The 18742-nt window shown below is 71.9% G+C and carries 12 protein-coding genes; 10 read left to right on the top strand and 2 right to left on the bottom strand.

The annotated features are described in order from the left end of the window. Together OEB99_RS07790 and OEB99_RS07785 are read left to right on the top strand one after the other, a co-directional pair. Positions 1–957 carry a transketolase family protein gene (locus tag OEB99_RS07790; RefSeq protein WP_263509468.1) on the top strand — a complete coding sequence of 319 codons (957 nt, stop codon included), beginning with the start codon at positions 1–3 and terminating at the stop codon, positions 955–957. 46 nt (positions 958–1003) lie between these two features. Then, entirely contained in the window at positions 1004–1999 is a 996-nt protein-coding gene (locus OEB99_RS07785) for a sugar-binding transcriptional regulator (RefSeq protein WP_263509467.1), read from the top strand. A 188-nt stretch (positions 2000–2187) separates the two neighbouring features. Here the strand turns inward: OEB99_RS07785 and OEB99_RS07780 are convergent, their stop codons facing one another. Together OEB99_RS07780 and OEB99_RS07775 are read right to left on the bottom strand one after the other, a co-directional pair. Further along, the gene (locus OEB99_RS07780; protein ID WP_263509466.1) at positions 2188–4419 is read right to left on the bottom strand and encodes a beta-glucosidase; all 2232 of its coding nucleotides are present in this window, start codon (positions 4417–4419) and stop codon (positions 2188–2190) included. Between the two features lie 134 nt (positions 4420–4553). Continuing rightward, positions 4554–5636 (bottom strand): LacI family DNA-binding transcriptional regulator, encoded by a 1083-nt coding sequence (locus OEB99_RS07775; protein WP_263509465.1) that lies wholly within the window; start codon positions 5634–5636, stop codon positions 4554–4556. A gap of 108 nt (positions 5637–5744) precedes the next feature. On the opposite strand from OEB99_RS07775, the gene OEB99_RS07770 reads away from it, so the two are divergent. The 8 genes from OEB99_RS07770 to OEB99_RS07735 all read left to right on the top strand — a co-directional run bounded on the left by OEB99_RS07770 (position 5745) and on the right by OEB99_RS07735 (position 18742). After that, the gene (locus tag OEB99_RS07770) at positions 5745–8594 is read left to right on the top strand and encodes an alpha-L-rhamnosidase (protein ID WP_263509464.1); all 2850 of its coding nucleotides are present in this window, start codon (positions 5745–5747) and stop codon (positions 8592–8594) included. Beyond that, a complete protein-coding gene (locus tag OEB99_RS07765; RefSeq protein WP_263509463.1) occupies positions 8591–9619 on the top strand; it encodes a LacI family DNA-binding transcriptional regulator in 1029 nt (342 codons plus the stop codon). The genes OEB99_RS07770 and OEB99_RS07765 overlap by 4 nt, the downstream gene beginning before the upstream one ends. A gap of 161 nt (positions 9620–9780) precedes the next feature. Next, complete coding sequence (locus OEB99_RS07760) at positions 9781–11109, top strand: ABC transporter substrate-binding protein (RefSeq protein ID WP_263509462.1); 1329 nt, start codon at positions 9781–9783, stop codon at positions 11107–11109. Beyond that, a complete protein-coding gene (locus OEB99_RS07755) occupies positions 11106–12071 on the top strand; it encodes a carbohydrate ABC transporter permease (protein ID WP_318011395.1) in 966 nt (321 codons plus the stop codon). The genes OEB99_RS07760 and OEB99_RS07755 overlap by 4 nt, the downstream gene beginning before the upstream one ends. Then, on the top strand, positions 12068–12898 hold the full coding sequence (locus OEB99_RS07750; protein ID WP_263509461.1) for a carbohydrate ABC transporter permease: 831 nt from the start codon (positions 12068–12070) through the stop codon (positions 12896–12898). The genes OEB99_RS07755 and OEB99_RS07750 overlap by 4 nt, the downstream gene beginning before the upstream one ends. A gap of 104 nt (positions 12899–13002) precedes the next feature. Continuing rightward, positions 13003–15267 (top strand): alpha-L-rhamnosidase, encoded by a 2265-nt coding sequence (locus tag OEB99_RS07745; RefSeq protein WP_263509460.1) that lies wholly within the window; start codon positions 13003–13005, stop codon positions 15265–15267. Positions 15268–15486: 219 nt separating this feature from the next. Next, a complete protein-coding gene (locus OEB99_RS07740) occupies positions 15487–16731 on the top strand; it encodes a hypothetical protein (protein WP_263509459.1) in 1245 nt (414 codons plus the stop codon). Between the two features lie 4 nt (positions 16732–16735). Then, a complete protein-coding gene (locus tag OEB99_RS07735; protein ID WP_263509458.1) occupies positions 16736–18742 on the top strand; it encodes an SDR family NAD(P)-dependent oxidoreductase in 2007 nt (668 codons plus the stop codon).

Here is an 18742-nt window from a genome sequence, read left to right as displayed (position 1 = left end):
ATGAGCACTGCGACCACACCCGCCGAGCGGGTGCTGCACGACTGCCGCGACGCCTGGGTCTCGACCCTGGTCGAGCTGGCCGAGACCGACGACCGGATCGTGGCCGTGGTCAACGACTCGGTCGGCTCGTCGAAGCTCGGGCCGTTCGCCGAGCGCTTCCCCGAGCGGCTGGTCAACGTCGGCATCGCCGAGCAGGACATGGTCGGGGTGGGTGCCGGTCTGGCCAACGGCGGCAAGGTGCCGTTCGTCTCGGCCGCGGCCTGCTTCCTGACCGCCCGCGCGATGGAGCAGGTCAAGATCGACGCCGCCTACTCCCAGCACCACATGGTGCTGGTCGGGCAGAGCCCCGGCATGGCGTACGGCGAGCTCGGCCCGACCCACCACTCGATCGAGGACCTCGCCTGGCTGCGCACGATCCCGGGTCTGACGGTGATCGTCCCGGCCGACCCGACCGAGACCGCCCAGGCGATCCGGTGGGCCGCCGCGCACGACGGCCCGGTGTTCATCCGGGTGGCCCGGATGGGCGTGCCCGACGTGGTGCCCGAGGGGTACGAGTTCGCCCCGGGCGTGGCCCTCACGCTGCGGGACGGCTCGGACGTGACGGTGGTCGCCACCGGCACCACCGTGGTGCGCGCGCTGGACGCGGCCGAGCTGCTCGCGGCCGACGGCATCTCCGCACGAGTGCTGTCGATGCCGACCATCAAGCCGCTCGACGAGGCGGCCCTGCTGGCCGCGGCGCGCGAGACCGGTGGCATCGTCACCGTCGAGGAGGCGCTCACCTCCGGCCTGGGGGGAGCGGTCGCCGAGCTGCTGGTCACCCGGCACCCGGCGCCGATGCGGTTCGTCGGTGTGTCGGACACGTTCGCGCCCACCGGGTCGGTGTCCTGGCTGATGGACCACTTCGGGATCAGCGCGAGCGGCATCGCCACGGCGGCTCGGGACGTCCTCGGCCGCTGAGTCCCGCTACGATCCGCGGCGACGGGCAGCGCAGGGAGGAGGCCGCGTGGACGTCGAACGTGCCAACCCGATGGTGGGTCGGTTCGGCCACAGCGAGGACCAGCTGCGGCTCATGGTCAAGGTCGCGCGGATGTACCACGAGCGCGGGCTGCGGCAGTCGCAGATCGCGGCGGAGCTGCACGTCTCGCAGCCTCGCGTCTCCCGGCTGCTCAAGCGGGCCGAGGAGGTCGGCATCGTGCGCACCACGGTGGCGCTGCCGACCGAGGTGCACACCGATCTCGAGGAACGCCTCGAGGCCGCGTACGGCCTGGGCGAGGCGGTCGTGGTCGACGTCGGCGGCAACGACGAGGACGTGGTGCCCGCGCTCGGCGCGGCCACCGCGGTCTACCTCGACACCACGCTGACCGGCGGGGACACCGTCGGGATCGCGTCGTGGTCCGCCACGCTGCTGGCCGCGGTGGAGCGGATGCGACCGGCCCGGACCTCGGTGGTCGACACGGTCGTCCAGCTGGTCGGCGGCGTCGGCGAGCCTCGCGTGCAGATGCAGGCGACGCGGCTGCTCGGCCAGTTCGCCGCCGCGACCGGCGCCTCGCCGGTGTTCATGTCCGCGCCGGGCCTGCTCGGCAGCGCCCGCGCGCGGGCCACGATCATGGCCGACCCGACCCTGGCCGAGGTGATGTCGACCTGGGCGCGGCTGACCACGGTCCTGGTCGGCATCGGGTCGCTCGAGCCGTCGCCCCTGCTGCGCGAGTCCGGCAACGCCCTGCCCGACGACGACCAGGGGATCCTGCGCGCCGCGGGCGCGGTCGGCGACATCTGCCAGCGGTTCTTCGACGCCGCGGGGGAGCCGGTGCTCTCGGCGGTCGACGAGCGGGTGGTCGGCATCTCGGCCGATGCGCTGCGCCGGGTCCCGCGTCGGGTCGGCGTGGCGGGCGGGCCCAGGAAGCACTCCGCGGTCCGGGCAGCGTTGCTCGGCGGCTGGGTCAACGTGCTGATCACCGACCTCGACGAGGCGGAGCGTCTGCTCGCCGACGCCGGCTGAGCGCGGCCCCGACCGCGCGGCCCCGACCGCGCGGGCCCGGTCCGACGCGTCGGGCCGGTGCGCGCCGTCGCCGGGAGACCCAGGACCGCCGCGGGACCCAGGGGTGGAGCGCTGGCGTGTGACGCTCCACCCCTGGGCGTGAGCTGGACGGAGCCCCCGGGCCTCGAGGGCTCCGTCCGGTCCGGTCCTCAGCGAGCGGTGTGGTGGTGCCGGCTCGCGTGGTGGATCCGGAAGGTGTCGGTCAACGTGGTGTCGATCGAGCCACCCACGGTCACCGTGTAGACGCCGTTCGCGGTGGTCCAGGCGCCGTCCTCGGTGTCGTAGTACTGCAGCAGGTGCAGGTCGCGCAGGTCGTCGCGGGTGAGCGTGATCGTCACGTTCTTGTGCTGGTGCGGACGCAGCGTGACCCGTTCCCAGCCGACCAGGCGCTTCGAGGGCTCGTCGGCCGCGGCCGGGAGCTCGACGTACGCCTGGGCCACCTCGGTCGCGGTCACGTCACCGGTGTTGGTCAGCCGGAAGCTGATCCGGACCGCGTGGTCGCCGTCGGTGCTGGTCGGGGTGACCTGGAGGTGGCTGTACCTGAACGTGCTGTAGGTCAGGCCGTAGCCGAACGGGAACAGCGGCTCGATGCCCTGCGCCTCGTACCAGTGGTAGCCGACCTCGAGGCCCTCGCTGTAGTCGACCTGGAGGATGCCGGACGCGTCGGCGACGCCGGGGAACTGCTCGACCGAACCCGCGGTGGGCGTGTCGGCCAAGGAGACCGGGAACGTCATCGGCAGCTTGCCGGACGGTGACTCGTCGCCGAACAGCAGGGACGCGATGACCGGCCCCTGGACCTCGCCGCCGTACCAGTTCTCCAGCACGGCGTCGACGCCGTCGATCCACGGCATCTCGACCGCGGAACCGGTCTGCAGGACCACGACGGTGTTGGGGTTGGCCGCTGCGACGGCCTCGACCAGCGCGTCGCCGCCACCCTGCAGGTGCAGGTCGGGGATGTCGGAGAACTCGCCCATCCGCTGGTAGCCGAACACGACCGCGACGTCTGCCGCAGCGGCCGCATCTGCGGCTGCGGTGAGGTCGGCGCCGTCGTTCCATGCCACCGAGATGCCGTCCTGGGCCGCCCGTGCGGTCATCGCCGTCTCGGCCGAGACGAGGTCCTCGCACGTGAGGCTCCCCCCGCGGAACCCGGACATCGAGCACACGGAGCTTGCGCTGATCCCGTCGGTGACGGTGCTGGAGGCGGTCGGACCGATCAGCGCGATCGAGCCGACACCGGAGGTGTCGAGCGGAAGGATGCCGTCGTTCTTGAGCAGCACCGAGCTCTCCAGGCCGGCCTGGTAGGCCAGCGCCTTGTGCGCCTCGGTCGAGACGCTGTCGGTGGTGGCGACCGGCTTGGGGTTGTCGAACAGGCCGCCGGCGATGTACGCGCTGATCACGCGCATCGCGGCCTCGTCGATCCGCTCCTGGGTGATCTCACCTGCGGCGAGCGCCTCGTCCAGCAGCGCGGGCGTGAAGTACCGCGGGCGGTTGAGCTCCTGGTCCATCCCGGCGTTCAGGGACGCGGCGGTGGTGTGCACGGCGCCGAAGTCGCTGACCACGAACCCGGCGTCCAGGCCCAGGTCGTCCTTGAGCGCACCGAGCGTCTCGGCGTTCTCGCAGGCGTAGGTGCCGTTGATCTGGTTGTAGGAGCACATGATGCTGCCCGGGTCGCTGCGCTGGAGCGCGATCTCGAACGGCAGCTCGTAGACCTCGCGGAGGGTGCGCTCGTCGATGTTGGACGAGCTCGTCGTCCGGGCGGTCTCCTGCTCGTTGGCGACGTAGTGCTTCAGCTCGCCGAGCACGGTGCCGTCGGCCTGGATGCCGTTGACCCCGGCGGCGGCCATGAGGCCGGAGAGCAGCGAGTCCTCGCCCAGGTACTCCGGCGTGCGGCCGGACAGCGGGGTGCGGCCACTCGCGACCCCCGGTGCCAGGATCATGTTTCGGCCCTTGAGGAACGACTCCTCGCCCATGGCGTCGCCCTTGTCGTAGGCCAGGTCGGTGTCCCAGGTCGCTGCGATCGCGAGCGGGGCCGGCCACGCCGTCGTTCCGGACGTCCGAACACCGTCCGGGCCGTCGGTGTACGTGATCTCCGGCGTGCACTCCACCTGGACCGGGTACTCCACACCCCGGAACGACGTCGTGGTCGGCTGTGTCGCGGGCTGCTCGACCAGCCAGCGGTAGGTCTGGTACTGGCTGCTCACCTCGAGCAGCGCGGCTGCCCGCTCGGCCGGTGTCTTGCTGGTGTCCATCCAGGCGACGGTCGAGCAGTCGAGCGGCTCGTCGGCCGTCGCCGACCCGGCCACCACGATGCCGGGTGCCACGAGCCCGATCGCGGCGCCGACGAGAGCCGCGCGCCTCAGGGAACGGGTGTTTGTTCGCATGATGTTCCTCTCCGTTGAGTCCACATCGCCGTCATGAAGCGCTTCATTCGTACCGGACGCGAAATGAAGCGTTTCAATGGGGTGAAACAAACCCTAGTCCCGGCTCGCCGAGCCGGACAAGGGGGGTGTTTCGATCAGAAGTCGATGGCGCCGGCGAGCGCGACGCCCGCGCCGGCGCGCCCGACCGTGCTCGCGCGAGGGGCCAGGTGCGGGGTGAGGACAACCGTCTCGTGCTCGTGGTCGGGCCCCGCGCGAAGCTCGTCGAGCAGGAGCCGGGCGCCTTCGCGGCCCATCTCCTCGCCCTCCATCGAGACCGAGGTGAGCGGCACGACCGCGCCCCAGGCGGCGGAGTTGTGGTCGCAGCCCATCACCGCGATCTCACCCGGCACGTCGATGCCGGAGGCGGTGAGCTCGTTGACGATCGCCATGCCGATCTCGTCGGTCACGGCGATCACGCCGTCAGGCCGTTCGTCGGCCGGGAGGGCGGCGATCCGGCGCGCGACCACGGTTCCGGTCGTGGCCCAGATCGACTCGGCCGGCACCTCCTCCAGCGTCACGCCGAGGGGCAGGCGGGCGGCCGCGTCGCGGACCCCGGCGAGGCGCAGGGCCACCGGTTGCCGGTGGTCCTCGGCGTGCACGAACCACACCCGCCGACGACCCAGCGAGACCATGTGCTCCACGGCGACGACGCCGACCTGCCGGTTGTCGATCAGGACCCGGCAGGCGTTCGGGTTGCCGTCGTCGTGGTTGAGCACCACGACCGGGCACCCGGCCCGGCGCGACTGCGCGACGCCGTCGGGGTGCGCGCTGAGCGGAGCGATGATCATGCCGGAGGCGCGCACCTCGTTCATCCGGCGCATGTGCACGCCGAACAGCTCCTCGTCGTCGTCCGCCGTGGCGAGGTTGAGGTAGTAGCCGGCCGCCCGCGTGCCGGCCTGGGCGCCGCGCGCGACGTCCACGAACAGCGAGTTGCCGAGCGACGGCACGACCAGCCCGATCGTGAGCGTGTCGCCGCGGGCCAGTGCGCTCGCCATCCCGTTGCGCGAGAAGCCGAGCTCCTCGATCGCGGCGAGCACCCGGGCCTTGGTCTCGGGGCGGACCTTGTGGGGGTGGTTGAGCACGTGCGAGACGGTGCCGGGCGACACCCCGGCGTGGGCCGCGACGTCGCTCAGCCGCGGCCCTCTGGGGCGCGGTGGAGCGGCGCGGCGCGTGGTCACACCGCGAGGGTAGCCCCCGGACGGCGCCGATCGGCCAGGACGTCTTGCGGCCCGCCGATCCGAATGAAACGATTCGGACCGCGCGACGCGATTCCAAGGGAGGCATCGATGGTCGGGGCTCTCAGCGTGGTCGTGGACCGGCTCTGGGCGGGAGACCGCGGCCGTCCGCGCCACCTGCACACCGCACGACCCGCGCTGACCTGGTCGGTGAGCACCGAGATCCAGGACTGGGAGCAGGCCTCGGCCACCGTCGAGCTCAGGCGCGCCGGGGTCGTGCAGACGCAGCACGTGCACGGCGCCGCGTCGGTGCGCGTCCCGTGGCCGTTCGACCCGCTCGACGCCCACGCGACCGGGCACGTGCGGGTCGCGGTGACCGGCGTCGACGGCTCGAGCTCGGAGCCGTCGCCCTGGATCGAGCTCCGGACCGGACCGCTCGGCCCGTCGGACTGGGTGGCTCCGTTCGTCGGTGTGGCACAGCCGCGCCGCGAGCGCGGGACCATGCGCCTGCGCACCGTGATCGAGGTGCCCGGGGACGTGGTCTCCGCGACGCTCTCGGCGACCGCCCACGGGCTCTACGTCGCGACGCTCGGCGGTCAGGTGGTCGGCGACGAGGTCATGACACCCGGCTGGACCAGCTACGACACGCGCCTCGCGTTCCAGACCTACGACGTCACCGGGCTGCTGCGACCCGGGGCGCGGACCGTGCTCGGCGCCACCGTGGCCGAGGGGTGGTACGGCGAGCGCTACGGCTTCGCCGGCCACGGCCGGCCGCGCTGGACCGGCGCGCTCGCCTTCGCGGCGCAGCTGCGCCTGGTGCACGCCGACGGCTCGGTGTCCGTCGTGGCGACCGGGCCCGACTGGCAGGGGACCGTCGAGGGGCCGGTGCTCTCCTCGAGCATCTACCAGGGTGAGACGGTCGACTCCCGCCGTGCCGACGCCGCACTGCTCGACCCGGACGTCCCGCTGCCCGCTGCGGCGCCGGTCGTGGAGGTCCCGGCCGACCCGGAGCGGCTCGTCCCGGCGTGGTCGCCGCCGGTGCGCGAGACCGAGGAGGTCCCGGTCGCCCAGGTGCTCACCAGCCCGTCGGGCGCGACGATCCTCGACTTCGGCCAGAACCTCGTGGGCCGGCTGCGACTGCGTGTCGCCGGACCGGCCGGGACCACCCTGACCGTGCGGCACGCGGAGGTGCTCGAGCACGGCGAGCTGGGCACCCGGCCGCTGCGGTACGCCGCTGCGACCGACACGTTCGTGCTCGCCGGCACCGGCGAGACCGAGCACCTCTCGGCGGGCTTCACGTTCCACGGGTTCCGCTACGCGCAGGTCGACGGGTGGCCGGGCGACGTGGACCCGGACGCGGTCACGGCGGTCGTGCTGCACTCCGACCTGGTGCGCACCGGCCACCTGGCCACCGGCGACGCGCTGCTCGACCAGCTGCACGCCAACGTGGTGTGGGGCATGCGCGGGAACTTCCTCTCGGTGCCGACCGACTGCCCGCAGCGTGACGAACGGCTCGGCTGGACCGGCGACATCGAGGTCTTCGCGCCGACGGCCAGCTACCTGTACGACACCCAGGCCTTCCTGGGCTCGTGGCTGCGCGACCTCGCCGCCGACCAGGTCGACGGCGTCGTGCCGTTCGTCGTGCCCAACGTGCTGTCGCCGACACCGCCGCCGGCCGCGGCCTGGGGCGACGCGGCGACCGTGGTGCCGACCGTGCTGTGGCACCGGTACGCCGACCGCGACGTCCTCGCGCGCCAGCTCGACTCGATGGTCGCCTGGGTCGAGGCGATCCGTCGCGCGGCGGGGGAGGACCTGCTGTGGACCGGCGGCATGCAGTTCGGCGACTGGCTGGACCCCGCCGCGCCGCCGGACGCGCCCGGCGCGGCCCGCTGCGATCCCGACATCGTCGCGACCGCGTACCTCGCGCACTCGGCCCAGCTGCTCGCGGACGCGATGGCCGAGCTCGGCGACCCGGCCGGCGCCGCACGGTACGCCGACCTCGCAGCCCGCGTGCGAGCCGCCTTCCGGGACGCGTACGTCACCCCGGGCGGGCGGATGATGTCCGACGCCGCGACCGGCTACGCGCTCGCGATCGCGTTCGGCCTGGTCGGGGGCGAGCAGCGGGAGCGGGTCGGTGAGCGGCTCGCGGAGTGGGTGCGCTCGCACGGCTACCGGATCGGGACGGGGTTCGTCGGAACGCCGATCGTGCTCGACGCGCTCACCGTGACGGGGCACCTGGACGAGGCCTACCGCATGCTCCAGCAGACCGAGAACCCGTCCTGGCTGTACCCGGTGACGATGGGTGCCACGACGATCTGGGAGCGCTGGGACTCGATGCTGCCGGACGGCACCATCAACCCCGGCGAGATGACCTCGTTCAACCACTACGCGCTCGGCGCGGTCGCGGACTGGATGCACCGGCGGATCGGCGGCATCGCGCCCGCCGAGCCGGGCTACCGCACGGTCGAGGTCGCGCCCCGACCGGGCGGACGCCTGCGAGCGGCGTCGGCGTCCCTGGACACCGGCTACGGCGTGGTGCAGGTGGCCTGGCGGTGGCTCGACGGGACGTTCCGCCTCCAGGTCACGGTGCCGCCGAACAGCCGTGCGCACGTCGTGCTGCCCTCCGGCCGGTCCACCGAGCTGGGGTCGGGCACGCACGACCTCAGCGAGGCCCTCCCCGAGCCCGCCGCCCCGGTCCGCCCGGTCGACCTCGACACCCCGATGTCGCAGGTGATCGACGACGACGAGGCCCGCGAGGCGTTGCTCGACGCGTTGCGGACCGCGGGCTACGCGATGGCCGACGGGTGGTCCGACCGAGGTCGGTGGCGCTCGGACACCACCGTGCGCCAGGCGGCGGTGATGATCGCGCCCGGGCAGCTCGCGGCCGCCGAGGAGGCCCTCGCCGGGGTCGCTGCGCGCCGCGCCGGAGGTGGTTCCGGGGATGGGAGCATGACGTCATGAGCACCCGAGCGCGCCGCGCCTCCGTCGTCGACGTCGCCAAGCTGGCCGGCGTCGCGGTCGGGACGGTGTCGAACGTCCTCAACCGGCCCGAGGTCGTGGCGCCGGCGACCCGCGAGAAGGTCATGGCGGCCATCGAGGAGCTGCACTTCGTCCGCAACGGTCGCGCTCGCGAGCTCCGCGCCGGGCGCATCTCCACCGTCGGCGCGATCCTGCTGGACATCCGCAACCCGTTCTTCACCGACGTCGCGCGCGGGGCCGAGGACCGGCTCGCCCAGGACGACTACACCCTGATGCTGGCGAGCTCGGACGACGACCCGGCGCGGGAGCAGAAGTACCTCCGGCTGTTCGAGGAGCACGGCGTGCACGGCATGCTCGTCGTGCCGACCGGTCCGGACCTCGGACCCCTCCTCGCGATGCAGGACCGCGGGGTCCGGATGGTCGTGCTGGACGCGCCGTCGTCGCTGCCCGAGCTCTGCTCGGTCGCGGTCGACGACGAGGCGGGCGGCGCGCTGGCCGCGGGCCACCTGCTCTCCCAGGGGCACGAGCGGCTGGTGTTCCTGAACGGCCCGCACACGATCCGGCAGTGCGCCGGGCGGCGGGCCGGGGTGGACCGCGCGGTGCGGGAGGCGGGCCTCGACCCGGAGCAGGTGGTGGTCGAGGTGCTCCTCAGCTCGCTGGACGCGGCCGGTGGCGACGAGGCGATGCAGCGCATCCTCGACGACACCGGCGTCCCGTCGGCGGTGTTCTGCGTCAACGACCTCGTCGCGGTGGGCGTCCAGCGGTGCCTGCGGCGGGTCGGCGGGGCCGAGCTGCTCACCCGGGTCGCGGTGGTCGGCTACGACGACATCGACATCGCGTCCGAGCTCGCGGTGCCGCTGACATCGGTCCGCCAGCCCACCCACGAGATGGGGTCGGCGGCCGCTGACCTGCTGGTCCGTGCCGATCTGACGGTCGAGCACGTGGTCTTCCAGCCCGAGCTCGTGGTGCGTGCGTCGAGCGTCGCGCACCGTGGCGGCCTGGCGTGACGGGATGCCTCCGAGGGGTCGGCGCCACCCGATGTCCGTCCCGTTGTCGGTTTGTTACCCCATAGGCATTGACGCGCTACAACTCCGGCTCCTAAGTTGGCAGCCGGGCCGATGAATCCATTCAAGGTCCCGAGAACAACGACGTTCCAGGAGGTCCATCCATGAGGTCCAGCCGGTTGACATTCGTGGGGGCGGCGGTCGCAGCACTCGCGCTCGCATCAGTCTCGGCGTGCAGCTCCAGCGGCGGCGGCTCCGGGTCGGACGGGTCGTCCAGCTCCGACGGAGGCTCGAGCGCGGAGCAGGTCGAGATCACGCTGCTCACCGACGACGCCGAGTCGACCCTCCCCCAGGTCGACGCCGTGATCGCGGCGTTCGAGGCGAAGTACCCGAACATCACTGTGAAGGCCACCACGCGTCCGGGTGGTAGCGACGGCGACAACCTCGTGAAGACCAAGCTCGCCACCGGCGAGATGGAGGACGTGTTCTGGTACAACTCGGGTTCGCTGCTCGCGGCGCTCGACCCGGCCAACACGCTCGTGCCGCTCGACGGCACCGACGCGATCGCGAACACCAACGAGTCCTTCTTCCCGTCGGTCACCGTCGACGGCAAGATCTACGGCGCGCCGTGGGGCGACGCCATGGGCGGCGGCATCCTCTACAACAAGGAGGTCTACGCCGACCTCGGGCTCGAGATCCCGAAGACCTGGGACGAGTTCGCCGCGAACAACGAGGTCATCAAGGCCGCCGGCATCACGCCGGTGCTCGGTTCGTTCGCCGACACCTGGACCACGCAGCTGTTCGTCCTCGGCGACTTCTGCAACGTCGCCGCGGCCGAGCCGGACTGGGCGACGAAGTACACCGCGAACCAGGTGAACTACGCCGACGACCCGGTCGCGCTGCGTGGCTTCGAGAAGACCGCTGCGCCGTACGAGAACGGCTGGCTGAACTCCGACGCCGGCTCGATGACCTTCGACCAGGCGATGGCTGCCCTGGCTGCCGGCGACGCCGCGCAGTACCCGCAGCTCACCTTCCCGGTCGGCAGCCTGAGCGCCGAGGACGGCGCGAAGATCGGCTTCTTCGGCATCCCGGGTGACGACGCCGCCAAGGCGTGCGGCACGATCTGGATGCCGAGCGGTCAGTACATCCCGGCCGCGAGCGAGCACATCGCCGAGGCTGAGCAGTTCGTCGCGTTCGTCGCGTCCCCCGAGGGCGTCGCCGCGATGTACGAGGCCGTCCCGCCGACCGGGCCGTCCCTGGTCAACGGCGTCACCACGCCGGACTCCGCGTACCCGGTCGTCGACGACATCAAGGCCTACATCGACGGCAACAACTCCGCAGCGCTGGAGTTCCTGTCGCCGATCAAGGGCCCGTCGCTCGAGCAGATCACCACTGCCGTCGAGGGTGGCCAGACGTCCGCGGCCGACGGTGCGGCGCAGTACGACGCCGACGTCGTCAAGCAGGCCAAGCAGCTCGGCCTCGAAGGCTGGTGAGCACCAGCTCCCGGCCGAGCACAGCCAGGTCGGCCGGCCCCCGTGACACCACGGGGTCCGGCCGGCCCGGCCCGGCGCGCGGCCGCGCCTCGTTCCTGCGCAAGACGACCATGCGGACGTACTCGTACTGGTTCTACGCGCCCGCAGGTCTCGTCTACACCGTCATCTTCGTCGTGCCGACGGTGGTCTCCTTCTACTTCGCCTTCACCCGGTGGACGCTGTTCGAGTCCGAGTGGATCGGGCTGGACAACTTCAAGCAGTTCTTCTCCGAGCAGCAGCTTCGGCAGAGCCTGTGGAACACGCTCTTCTACGCGACGTTCACCAGCGGCATGAAGGTGGTCCTCGGGATGATCTTCGCGGTTGTCCTCACCTCGGCGCTCCGTAGCCGTGGCCTGCTGCGATCGCTCGTGTTCTTCCCGGTGCTGGTCTCCGTCGTGGCAGTCGGCATCACCTGGCGTGTGTTGCTGAACCCGCGCACCGGCATCGTGAACGAGGTCCTGTCCTGGTTCGGCATCACCGGACCGGACTGGGTCGGCAATCCCTCCACGGCGCTGCTCTCGGTGGGGATCGCCGACGTCTGGGCCGGTGTCGGCCTGGCGACGGTGATCTACATCGCCGGTCTGATGTCGATCCCGCGCGAGTACTACGAGGCCGCGGAGGTGGACGGCGCGAGCGGCTGGAAGCAGTTCTGGGGGATCACGCTGCCGCTGGCCCGGCCGGCGACGTTCACCGTGATCATCCTGTCGCTCATCGGCGGTCTGCGTCGGTTCGACCTGATCTGGACGATGACCGGGGGCGGACCCGGGTTCGCGAGCGACACGATCGCGTCGGTGATCTACAAGCAGTACCAGGCCGGCTTCTACGGTCTGTCGACCGCCGGCAACGTCGTGCTGTTCATCCTGGTCGCGGTGATCATCCTGCCGCTCAACAGCTTCCTGCGGTCCAAGGAGGTGGACCTGTGAGAGGCGCCAAGCGGGTCGTCGCCGATGTCGTCGCCGTGTTCATCGGCATCGTGGTCTTCGTCATCCCGTTCGTCTTCATCGTGCTCACCGCCGTGAAGACGGAGGAGGACGCGCGGGACCTCACGTTCACGCTGCCCACCCAGTGGCAGGTCTGGCAGAACGTCGTCGACGTGTTCAGCGCCAGGGACGGCATCCTGCTCACCGCGTTCAAGAACTCCACCATCCTCACAGTCGTCTCCGTGGTGATCCTGGTGATCGTGAGCTCGATGGTCGCCTTCGTGCTCCAGCGCCGGAACACCGGGACGGTCGCGAGCATCGCCAACTTCGCGATCCTCGCGGGGCTGATCATCCCGCCGGCGATCGTGCCGACGATCTGGGTGCTGCAGGGGATCGGGCTGTTCAAGACCCTGACCGGTCTGATCCTGGTCGAGGTCGCGCTGCAGCTCCCGTTCACGATCCTGCTGTTCCGGGCGTTCATCGCGACCATCCCGCGGGAGATCGACGAGGCGGCGATCATCGACGGTGCCGGACCTCTCGGGGTGTACTTCCGGGTGATCTTCCCGTTGCTCCGCCCGGTGATCGTCACGGTGATCATCACGACGTCGGTGTTCATCTTCAACGACTTCGTGAACCCGCTGTACTTCACCCCGGGCGACGAGAACGCGACCGTGCAGCTGACGCTCTACAACTTCATGAGCCAGTTCCGTACCCAGTACAACCTGCTCTTCATGGACATCCTGATCATCACGATCCCGCCGTTGCTGCTCTTCCTGTTCTTCAACAAGAAGATCGTCGGCGGCATGACCGCGGGATCCATCAAGGGCTGACGGAGCCCACCGGCTCACGACCGGTGCCGGTTCACCACCAGCACCGCATCACGAACGGCGGCATGCCAGCCCTCGGCATGCCCGGACCTGAGAAGAGGACCCCCATGGGGCACACCTGGCATGCCTCGATGATCGCCCCGGTACCCGGCCTCGGGGCCGCGCCGCGGCTGCGCGGTGAGGTGGCTCTCGCCGACGGGCACGGTGAGGTCGCGGCCGCGCGGCTGCTGGTCACCGCGCACGGCGTGGTCGAGGCCTACGTCGGCACCTCCCGTGCGAGCGAGGAGGTGCTCACCCCCGGCTGGTCGGCGTACGAGTGGCGACTGCGTCATCGGGACCACGACGTCACGGCGGCCGTGGTCGCGGCGCAACGGGCGGGCGAGCCGGTGGTGCTCGGTCTGGTGGTCGGCAACGGCTGGTTCCACGGCCGGCTCGGCTTCATGCGCAACCAGGCGGTCTACGGCGACGAGGTCGCCGGGTTCGCGCAGCTCGAGGTGACGTTCGCCGACGGCCACACACAGGTCGCGGGGACCGACGAGAGCTGGACCTGTACGGGCTCGGAGGTCCTCGCGGACGACCTGTACGACGGCCAGACGATCGATGCTCGCCTGCGCGACGACAGCTGGCTGCGACCTGGCGGCGGGAGCGGGCGGCCGGTGCACGCGGTGTCGTTCGACACCGGGACGCTCGCGCCGTACGTCGGGCCGCCGGTGGTGCGGCACGAGTCGCTCGGCCCGACGCGGATCTGGACCTCTCCCGCCGGCCGGACGCTGGTCGACTTCGGCCAGAACCTCACCGGCTGGGTCCGGCTGCGGGCACGGGGCGAGTCCGGGACGACGGTGACCGTCCGGCACGCCGAGGTGCTGGAGAACGACGAGCTCGGCACCCGGCCGCTGCGCACGGCGAAGGCGACCGACCGGTTCGTGCTGTCCGGTGGCGACGACGTGTTCGAGCCGACGTTCACGTTCCACGGCTTCCGCTACGCCGAGGTCGAGGGCTACCCGGGTGGGCTGACCGCGGACGCGATCGAGGCCGTCGTGGTGCACTCGGCGATGGACCGCACGGGCACCTTCGAGTGCTCCGACCCGCTGCTCAACCAGCTGCACCACAACGTGGTGTGGAGCCAGCGCGGCAACTTCCTGGACCTGCCGACAGACTGCCCGCAGCGCGACGAGCGGCTGGGTTGGACCGGTGACATCGCGGTGTTCACGCCGACCGCGGCCTTCCTCTACGACGTCGCCGGGTTCCTGGGTGACTGGCTGGTGGACCTCGACCTGGAGCAGCGGGCCGCCGGCGGTGTGGTGCCGTTCGTGGTGCCGGACAACATCAAGTACGACCCGCCGCTGGACTGGTTCCCGCAGACCGCGACCACGGCGATCTGGTCCGACGCCGCGGTGTGGGTGCCCTGGGCGCTGTGGCGGGCGTACGGCGACGCCGCGGCCCTCGAGCGCGCCTACCCGGCGATGCTCGCGCACTCAAGGGCGGTGCAGGCGCTGCTGGACGGTGACGGGCTGTGGACCGGCGGGTTCCAGTTCGGTGACTGGCTCGACCCGACCGCACCGCCCGAGGCCCCGTTCGAGGCGAAGGCCGACAACGACGTGGTGGCCACCGCCTGCGCCGTGCGGACCTTCCGGGAGGCGGCCGCCGCTGCACGCGTGCTCGGCCGGGAGGACGAGGCCGCCGAGCTCGAGGCCCTGCACGAGGCGACGAGGGCGGCGTTCGTCGAGCACTACGTGGCGGCCGACGGGACCATCCGCAGCGACTGCCCGACGGTCTACGCGCTGGCGATCGCGTTCGACGTGGTCGACGGTGCCGCGCGCGACGCGGCCGGGGACCGGCTCGCGGCGCTCGCGGAGCAGAACGGCTACCGGGTCGCCACCGGCTTCGCCGGCACGCCCTACGTGCTCGACGCCCTGACCGCGACCGGTCACGTCACCGAGGCGTACCGGCTGCTCACCGAGCAGGGCTGCCCCTCGTGGCTGTACCCGGTCACGATGGGCGCGACCACGATCTGGGAGCGCTGGGACTCGATGCTCGAGGACGGCTCGATCAACCCCGGTGAGATGACGAGCTTCGACCACTACGCGCTCGGCTCGGTCGCGGACTGGATGCACCGCACGGTCGCGGGGCTCTCGCCCCTGGAGCCGGGCTATGCGCGCGCGCGGTTCGCCCCGATCCCGGGTGGAGGCCTGACCTGGGCGTCGGCGAGCCTGCGGACGGGGCACGGGACGGTCTCGGTCTCGTGGCGCCTGGAGGCGGACAGCCTGCAGGCCGAGGCGGTGGTCCCCGAGGGCGTCCACCTCGAGGTCGAGCTCGCGGGGGACCGGTCGGTCGTCGGCGCGGGCCGCTACGTCTGGGCGGTCGCGCTCTGAGTCGCGCCGGCGTCCGGCACCGCCGTCGCTGCGGCGGCGACCGGGCGCCGGCGTGATCCAGAAATGTCAATGACATGACAAAGAATGCGGAATAGCAATCCAACCGAGATAGCGCTACCATGCATTTGCCACGACGGCGGCCGGCCCACTTGCGAGCCTCGGCGCCGGCGTGATAGAAACGTTTCAATCACACCGATGCACTGGCGCACGGGAGGAAGCGTGAGCGGTCCGGCCAACGTCGACGGAGCGTCCCCGATCGAGAGGCGGACGGGCGTCAACGCGCACGTCCACCTGCCACCGAACTTCTCCGCGTTCCGGACCACGGCCGAGGCGGTCGAACGGGCGGCAGCCGAGGGCCTCGCCGTGCTCGGCGGCAGCAACTACTACGACTTCTCGGTCTACGACGACCTCGCGGTGCTCGCACAGGGAGCCGGGTTGGTGCCCCTGTTCGGCCTCGAGGCGATCTGCTACCTGCCCGAGCTACGCGACGCCGGGGTGAAGATCAACGACCCCGGCAACCCGGGGAAGATGTACGTCTGCGGCAAGGGACTGGTGCACCTCGACCCGCTCCCGGCCGACGCCGCCGAGCGCCTCGCCGTGATCCGGGCCACCGACGAGGCCCGGATCGGCGCCCAGGTCGCACGGCTGAACGCGCTGTTCGCCGAGGGTGGCGTCCCGGTCGACGTCACGGTCGAGTCCGTCGTCGCGGCCGTCGCCGGACGCGCCGGCGTACCGATCCCGACGGTCCACCTGCAGGAGCGTCACGTCGCCCAGGCGTTCGCCGAGGCGCTGGCCGCACAGGTGGGGGACGACCTCGGCGAGGCCCTCGAGCGCCTGACCGGCTCCGCTCCGGCAGCCCTCGACGCGGTCTCGGTGCAGAACCACCTGCGGTCGTCGCTGATGAAGGCGGGCAAGCCCGGGTACGTGCCCGAGGACGACGCCGTGAGCCTCGACCTCGTGCTCGGTCTCGTGGTCTCCCTCGGCGGGATCCCGTGCTACCCGATCCTGGCCGACGGCGCCTCGCCGGTCTGCGGCTTCGAGGAGTCGGTCGACGACCTGGCGGCCTGGCTGCTCGCGCACGGCGTGCCGGCGGTGGAGCTGATCCCGAACCGCAACGACCCCGTGGTGCTCAGCCGGTACGTCACCGGGCTGCGGGCGGCCGGGCTCGTGGTGCTCGCCGGCACCGAGCACAACACGCTGGACATGGTGCCGATGCTGCCGGAGTGCCTCGGCGGCGTGCCGCTCCCGGACGACGTGGCGGCCACGGTCTGGGAGGGCGCCTGCGTGGTGGCCGCGCACCAGGACGCCGTCGCTCGCGGCGAGCAAGGCTTCGTCGGCCCGGACGGCACGCCCGACCCGGCGTACCCCGACGCCGACGCCCGGATCCGTGCGTGGGCGCGGACCGGCGAACGGCTGATCCAGGCCGTCCTCAGCGACCACGCGGCCGCGGCCGCGGAGAGGTGACCCGATGAGCATCGACGCCCTGGTGGAGCTGTCCCGGCGCTACGGCGCGAACCCGAGCCTGGTGCTCGGCGGCGGCGGCAACACCTCGGTCAAGGACGCCGACCGGCTGCTGGTCAAGGCGAGCGGCACGACGCTCGCCACCATCGACGCGGACGGTTTCGTGGCGCTCGACCGGTCCGCGCTCGCCGCGCTGCTCGACCGCGACCTCGGTGCGACCCGCGACGAGCGGGAGGCCGGCTTCAAGGCCGCGGTGCTGGCCGCACGCCTGGACGGGCCCACCGCGCCCCGCCCGTCGGTCGAGGCCGTGCTGCACGACCTGATGCCCGCACGCTACGTGGTGCACCTGCACTCGACCGTGGTGAACCAGCTCGGCTGCGCGGTCGAGGGCAAGCGCCTGGTCGCCGAGCGGCTGGGCGACGACGTGCTCTGGATCGACCTGGTGGACCCGGGCATCGAGCTGGCCCGCGCGATCCGTGACGGCCTGGCCGGGTTCGCGGCGCGGACCGGCGGCCGGACCCCGCGCGGTGTCGTGCTGCAGAACCACGGGGTCGTGGTCAGCGGCGCGGACCCGGCGGCCGTCGACGCCGACCTGTCCTGGCTGCTCGGCGAGCTCGAGCAGATCCGTGACGGCTTCCCTGAGCTCGAGGTGAGCCGGGTCGAGGCGCCCGATCCCGACGAGGTCGACCGGGTGGTGCGCGTGGTCGGTCCGACGCTGCGGGCGCTCACCTCGGACCGTGCGGCCCTGAACGTCGTGCTGTTCGACGACTCCGACGTGGTGCTGGACCTGGTGACCGACGCGGACGGCGAGCAGGTGGCCGGTGGTGGACCGCTCATCCCGGACCAGATCGTGTACTGCCGCTCGTTCCCGATGTGGTTCGCGCCCGAGCCCGGCGAGGACGACGACGCGCTCGCCGCGCGGCTGACCGACGCCGTCGCGGCGTACCGCGCCGCGCACGGCATCCCGCCCACGATCGTCCTCGTCGCCGGCGTCGGCATGTTCGCGGCGGGCGCCCGCTGGGCCGACGCCGACACGGCGCGCGCCGTCTATCGGGACGCGATCGCGGTGATGGTCGGCGCCCGGCGAGTCGGCGGCGTGCTCTACATGACCCCCGACTCGAGCGAGTTCATCGAGAACTGGGAGGTCGAGGCCTACCGCCGCCAGGTCGCGGCCGGCGGCGCGAGCGCGGGCCGGGTGGCCGGCAAGGTCGCCGTGGTGACCGGCGCGGCCCAGGGGTTCGGGCTCGGCATCGCGCAGGACCTCGCGGCGCAGGGCGCGCACGTGGTGCTCGCGGACCTCAACGCCGACGGCGTCGCGACGGCCGCGGCCGGGATCGTCGCGGAGCACGGCGCCGGGCGGGCCGTCGGGGTCGTGATGAACGTCGCCGACGGTGCCTCGGTCGCCGCCGCGGTGGACCAGGTGGTCCGGGCCTACGGCGGGCTGGACCTGTTCGTGTCGAACGCCGGGGTGCTGCGCGCCGAGAGCGTCAAGACGCAGTCCGAGCGGGACTTCGACCTGTCCACCGACGTGAACTACAAGGGGTACTTCCTGTGCGTGCAGGGGGTGGCTCCGGTGCTCGCCCGCCAGCACGCCGCGCGGCCCGAGCACTGGACCGACATCGTGCAGATCAACTCCAAGTCGGGGCTGGTCGGCTCGAACAAGAACTTCGCCTACGCCGGCTCGAAGTTCGGCGGTATCGGCCTGACCCAGTCGTTCGCGCTCGAGCTGGTGACCGACGGGGTCAAGGTGAACTCGATCTGCCCGGGCAACTTCTACGACGGTCCGCTGTGGTCCGACCCGGAGAACGGCCTGTTCGTCCAGTACCTGCGCACCGGCAAGGTGCCCGGCGCGACGACCGTCGAGGAGGTCAAGGCCTTCTACGAGGCGAAGGTGCCGATGTCCCGCGGCTGTACGACGCCGGACGTGATGACCGCCGTCTACTACCTCGTCGACCAGAAGTACGAGACCGGGCAGGCGCTGCCCGTGACCGGCGGCCAGGTGATGCTGCACTGA

The sequence above is a fragment of the Actinotalea endophytica genome, from assembly GCF_025717005.1.
In the GTDB taxonomy this organism is placed as follows: Bacteria; Actinomycetota; Actinomycetes; order Actinomycetales; family Cellulomonadaceae; genus Actinotalea.
This window is presented reverse-complemented; position numbering and strand designations above follow the sequence as displayed.

What these genes read in the sequence shown, in the direction of transcription:
- OEB99_RS07790 (WP_263509468.1), top strand. Translation starts at nt 1, where the DNA reads ATGAGCACTGCGACCACACCCGCCGAGCGGGTGCTGCACGACTGCCGC.
- OEB99_RS07780 (WP_263509466.1), bottom strand. Translation starts at nt 4,419, where the DNA reads ATGCGAACAAACACCCGTTCCCTGAGGCGCGCGGCTCTCGTCGGCGCC.
- OEB99_RS07770 (WP_263509464.1), top strand. Translation starts at nt 5,745, where the DNA reads ATGGTCGGGGCTCTCAGCGTGGTCGTGGACCGGCTCTGGGCGGGAGAC.
- OEB99_RS07765 (WP_263509463.1), top strand. Translation starts at nt 8,591, where the DNA reads ATGAGCACCCGAGCGCGCCGCGCCTCCGTCGTCGACGTCGCCAAGCTG.
- OEB99_RS07760 (WP_263509462.1), top strand. Translation starts at nt 9,781, where the DNA reads ATGAGGTCCAGCCGGTTGACATTCGTGGGGGCGGCGGTCGCAGCACTC.
- OEB99_RS07745 (WP_263509460.1), top strand. Translation starts at nt 13,003, where the DNA reads ATGGGGCACACCTGGCATGCCTCGATGATCGCCCCGGTACCCGGCCTC.
- OEB99_RS07735 (WP_263509458.1), top strand. Translation starts at nt 16,736, where the DNA reads ATGAGCATCGACGCCCTGGTGGAGCTGTCCCGGCGCTACGGCGCGAAC.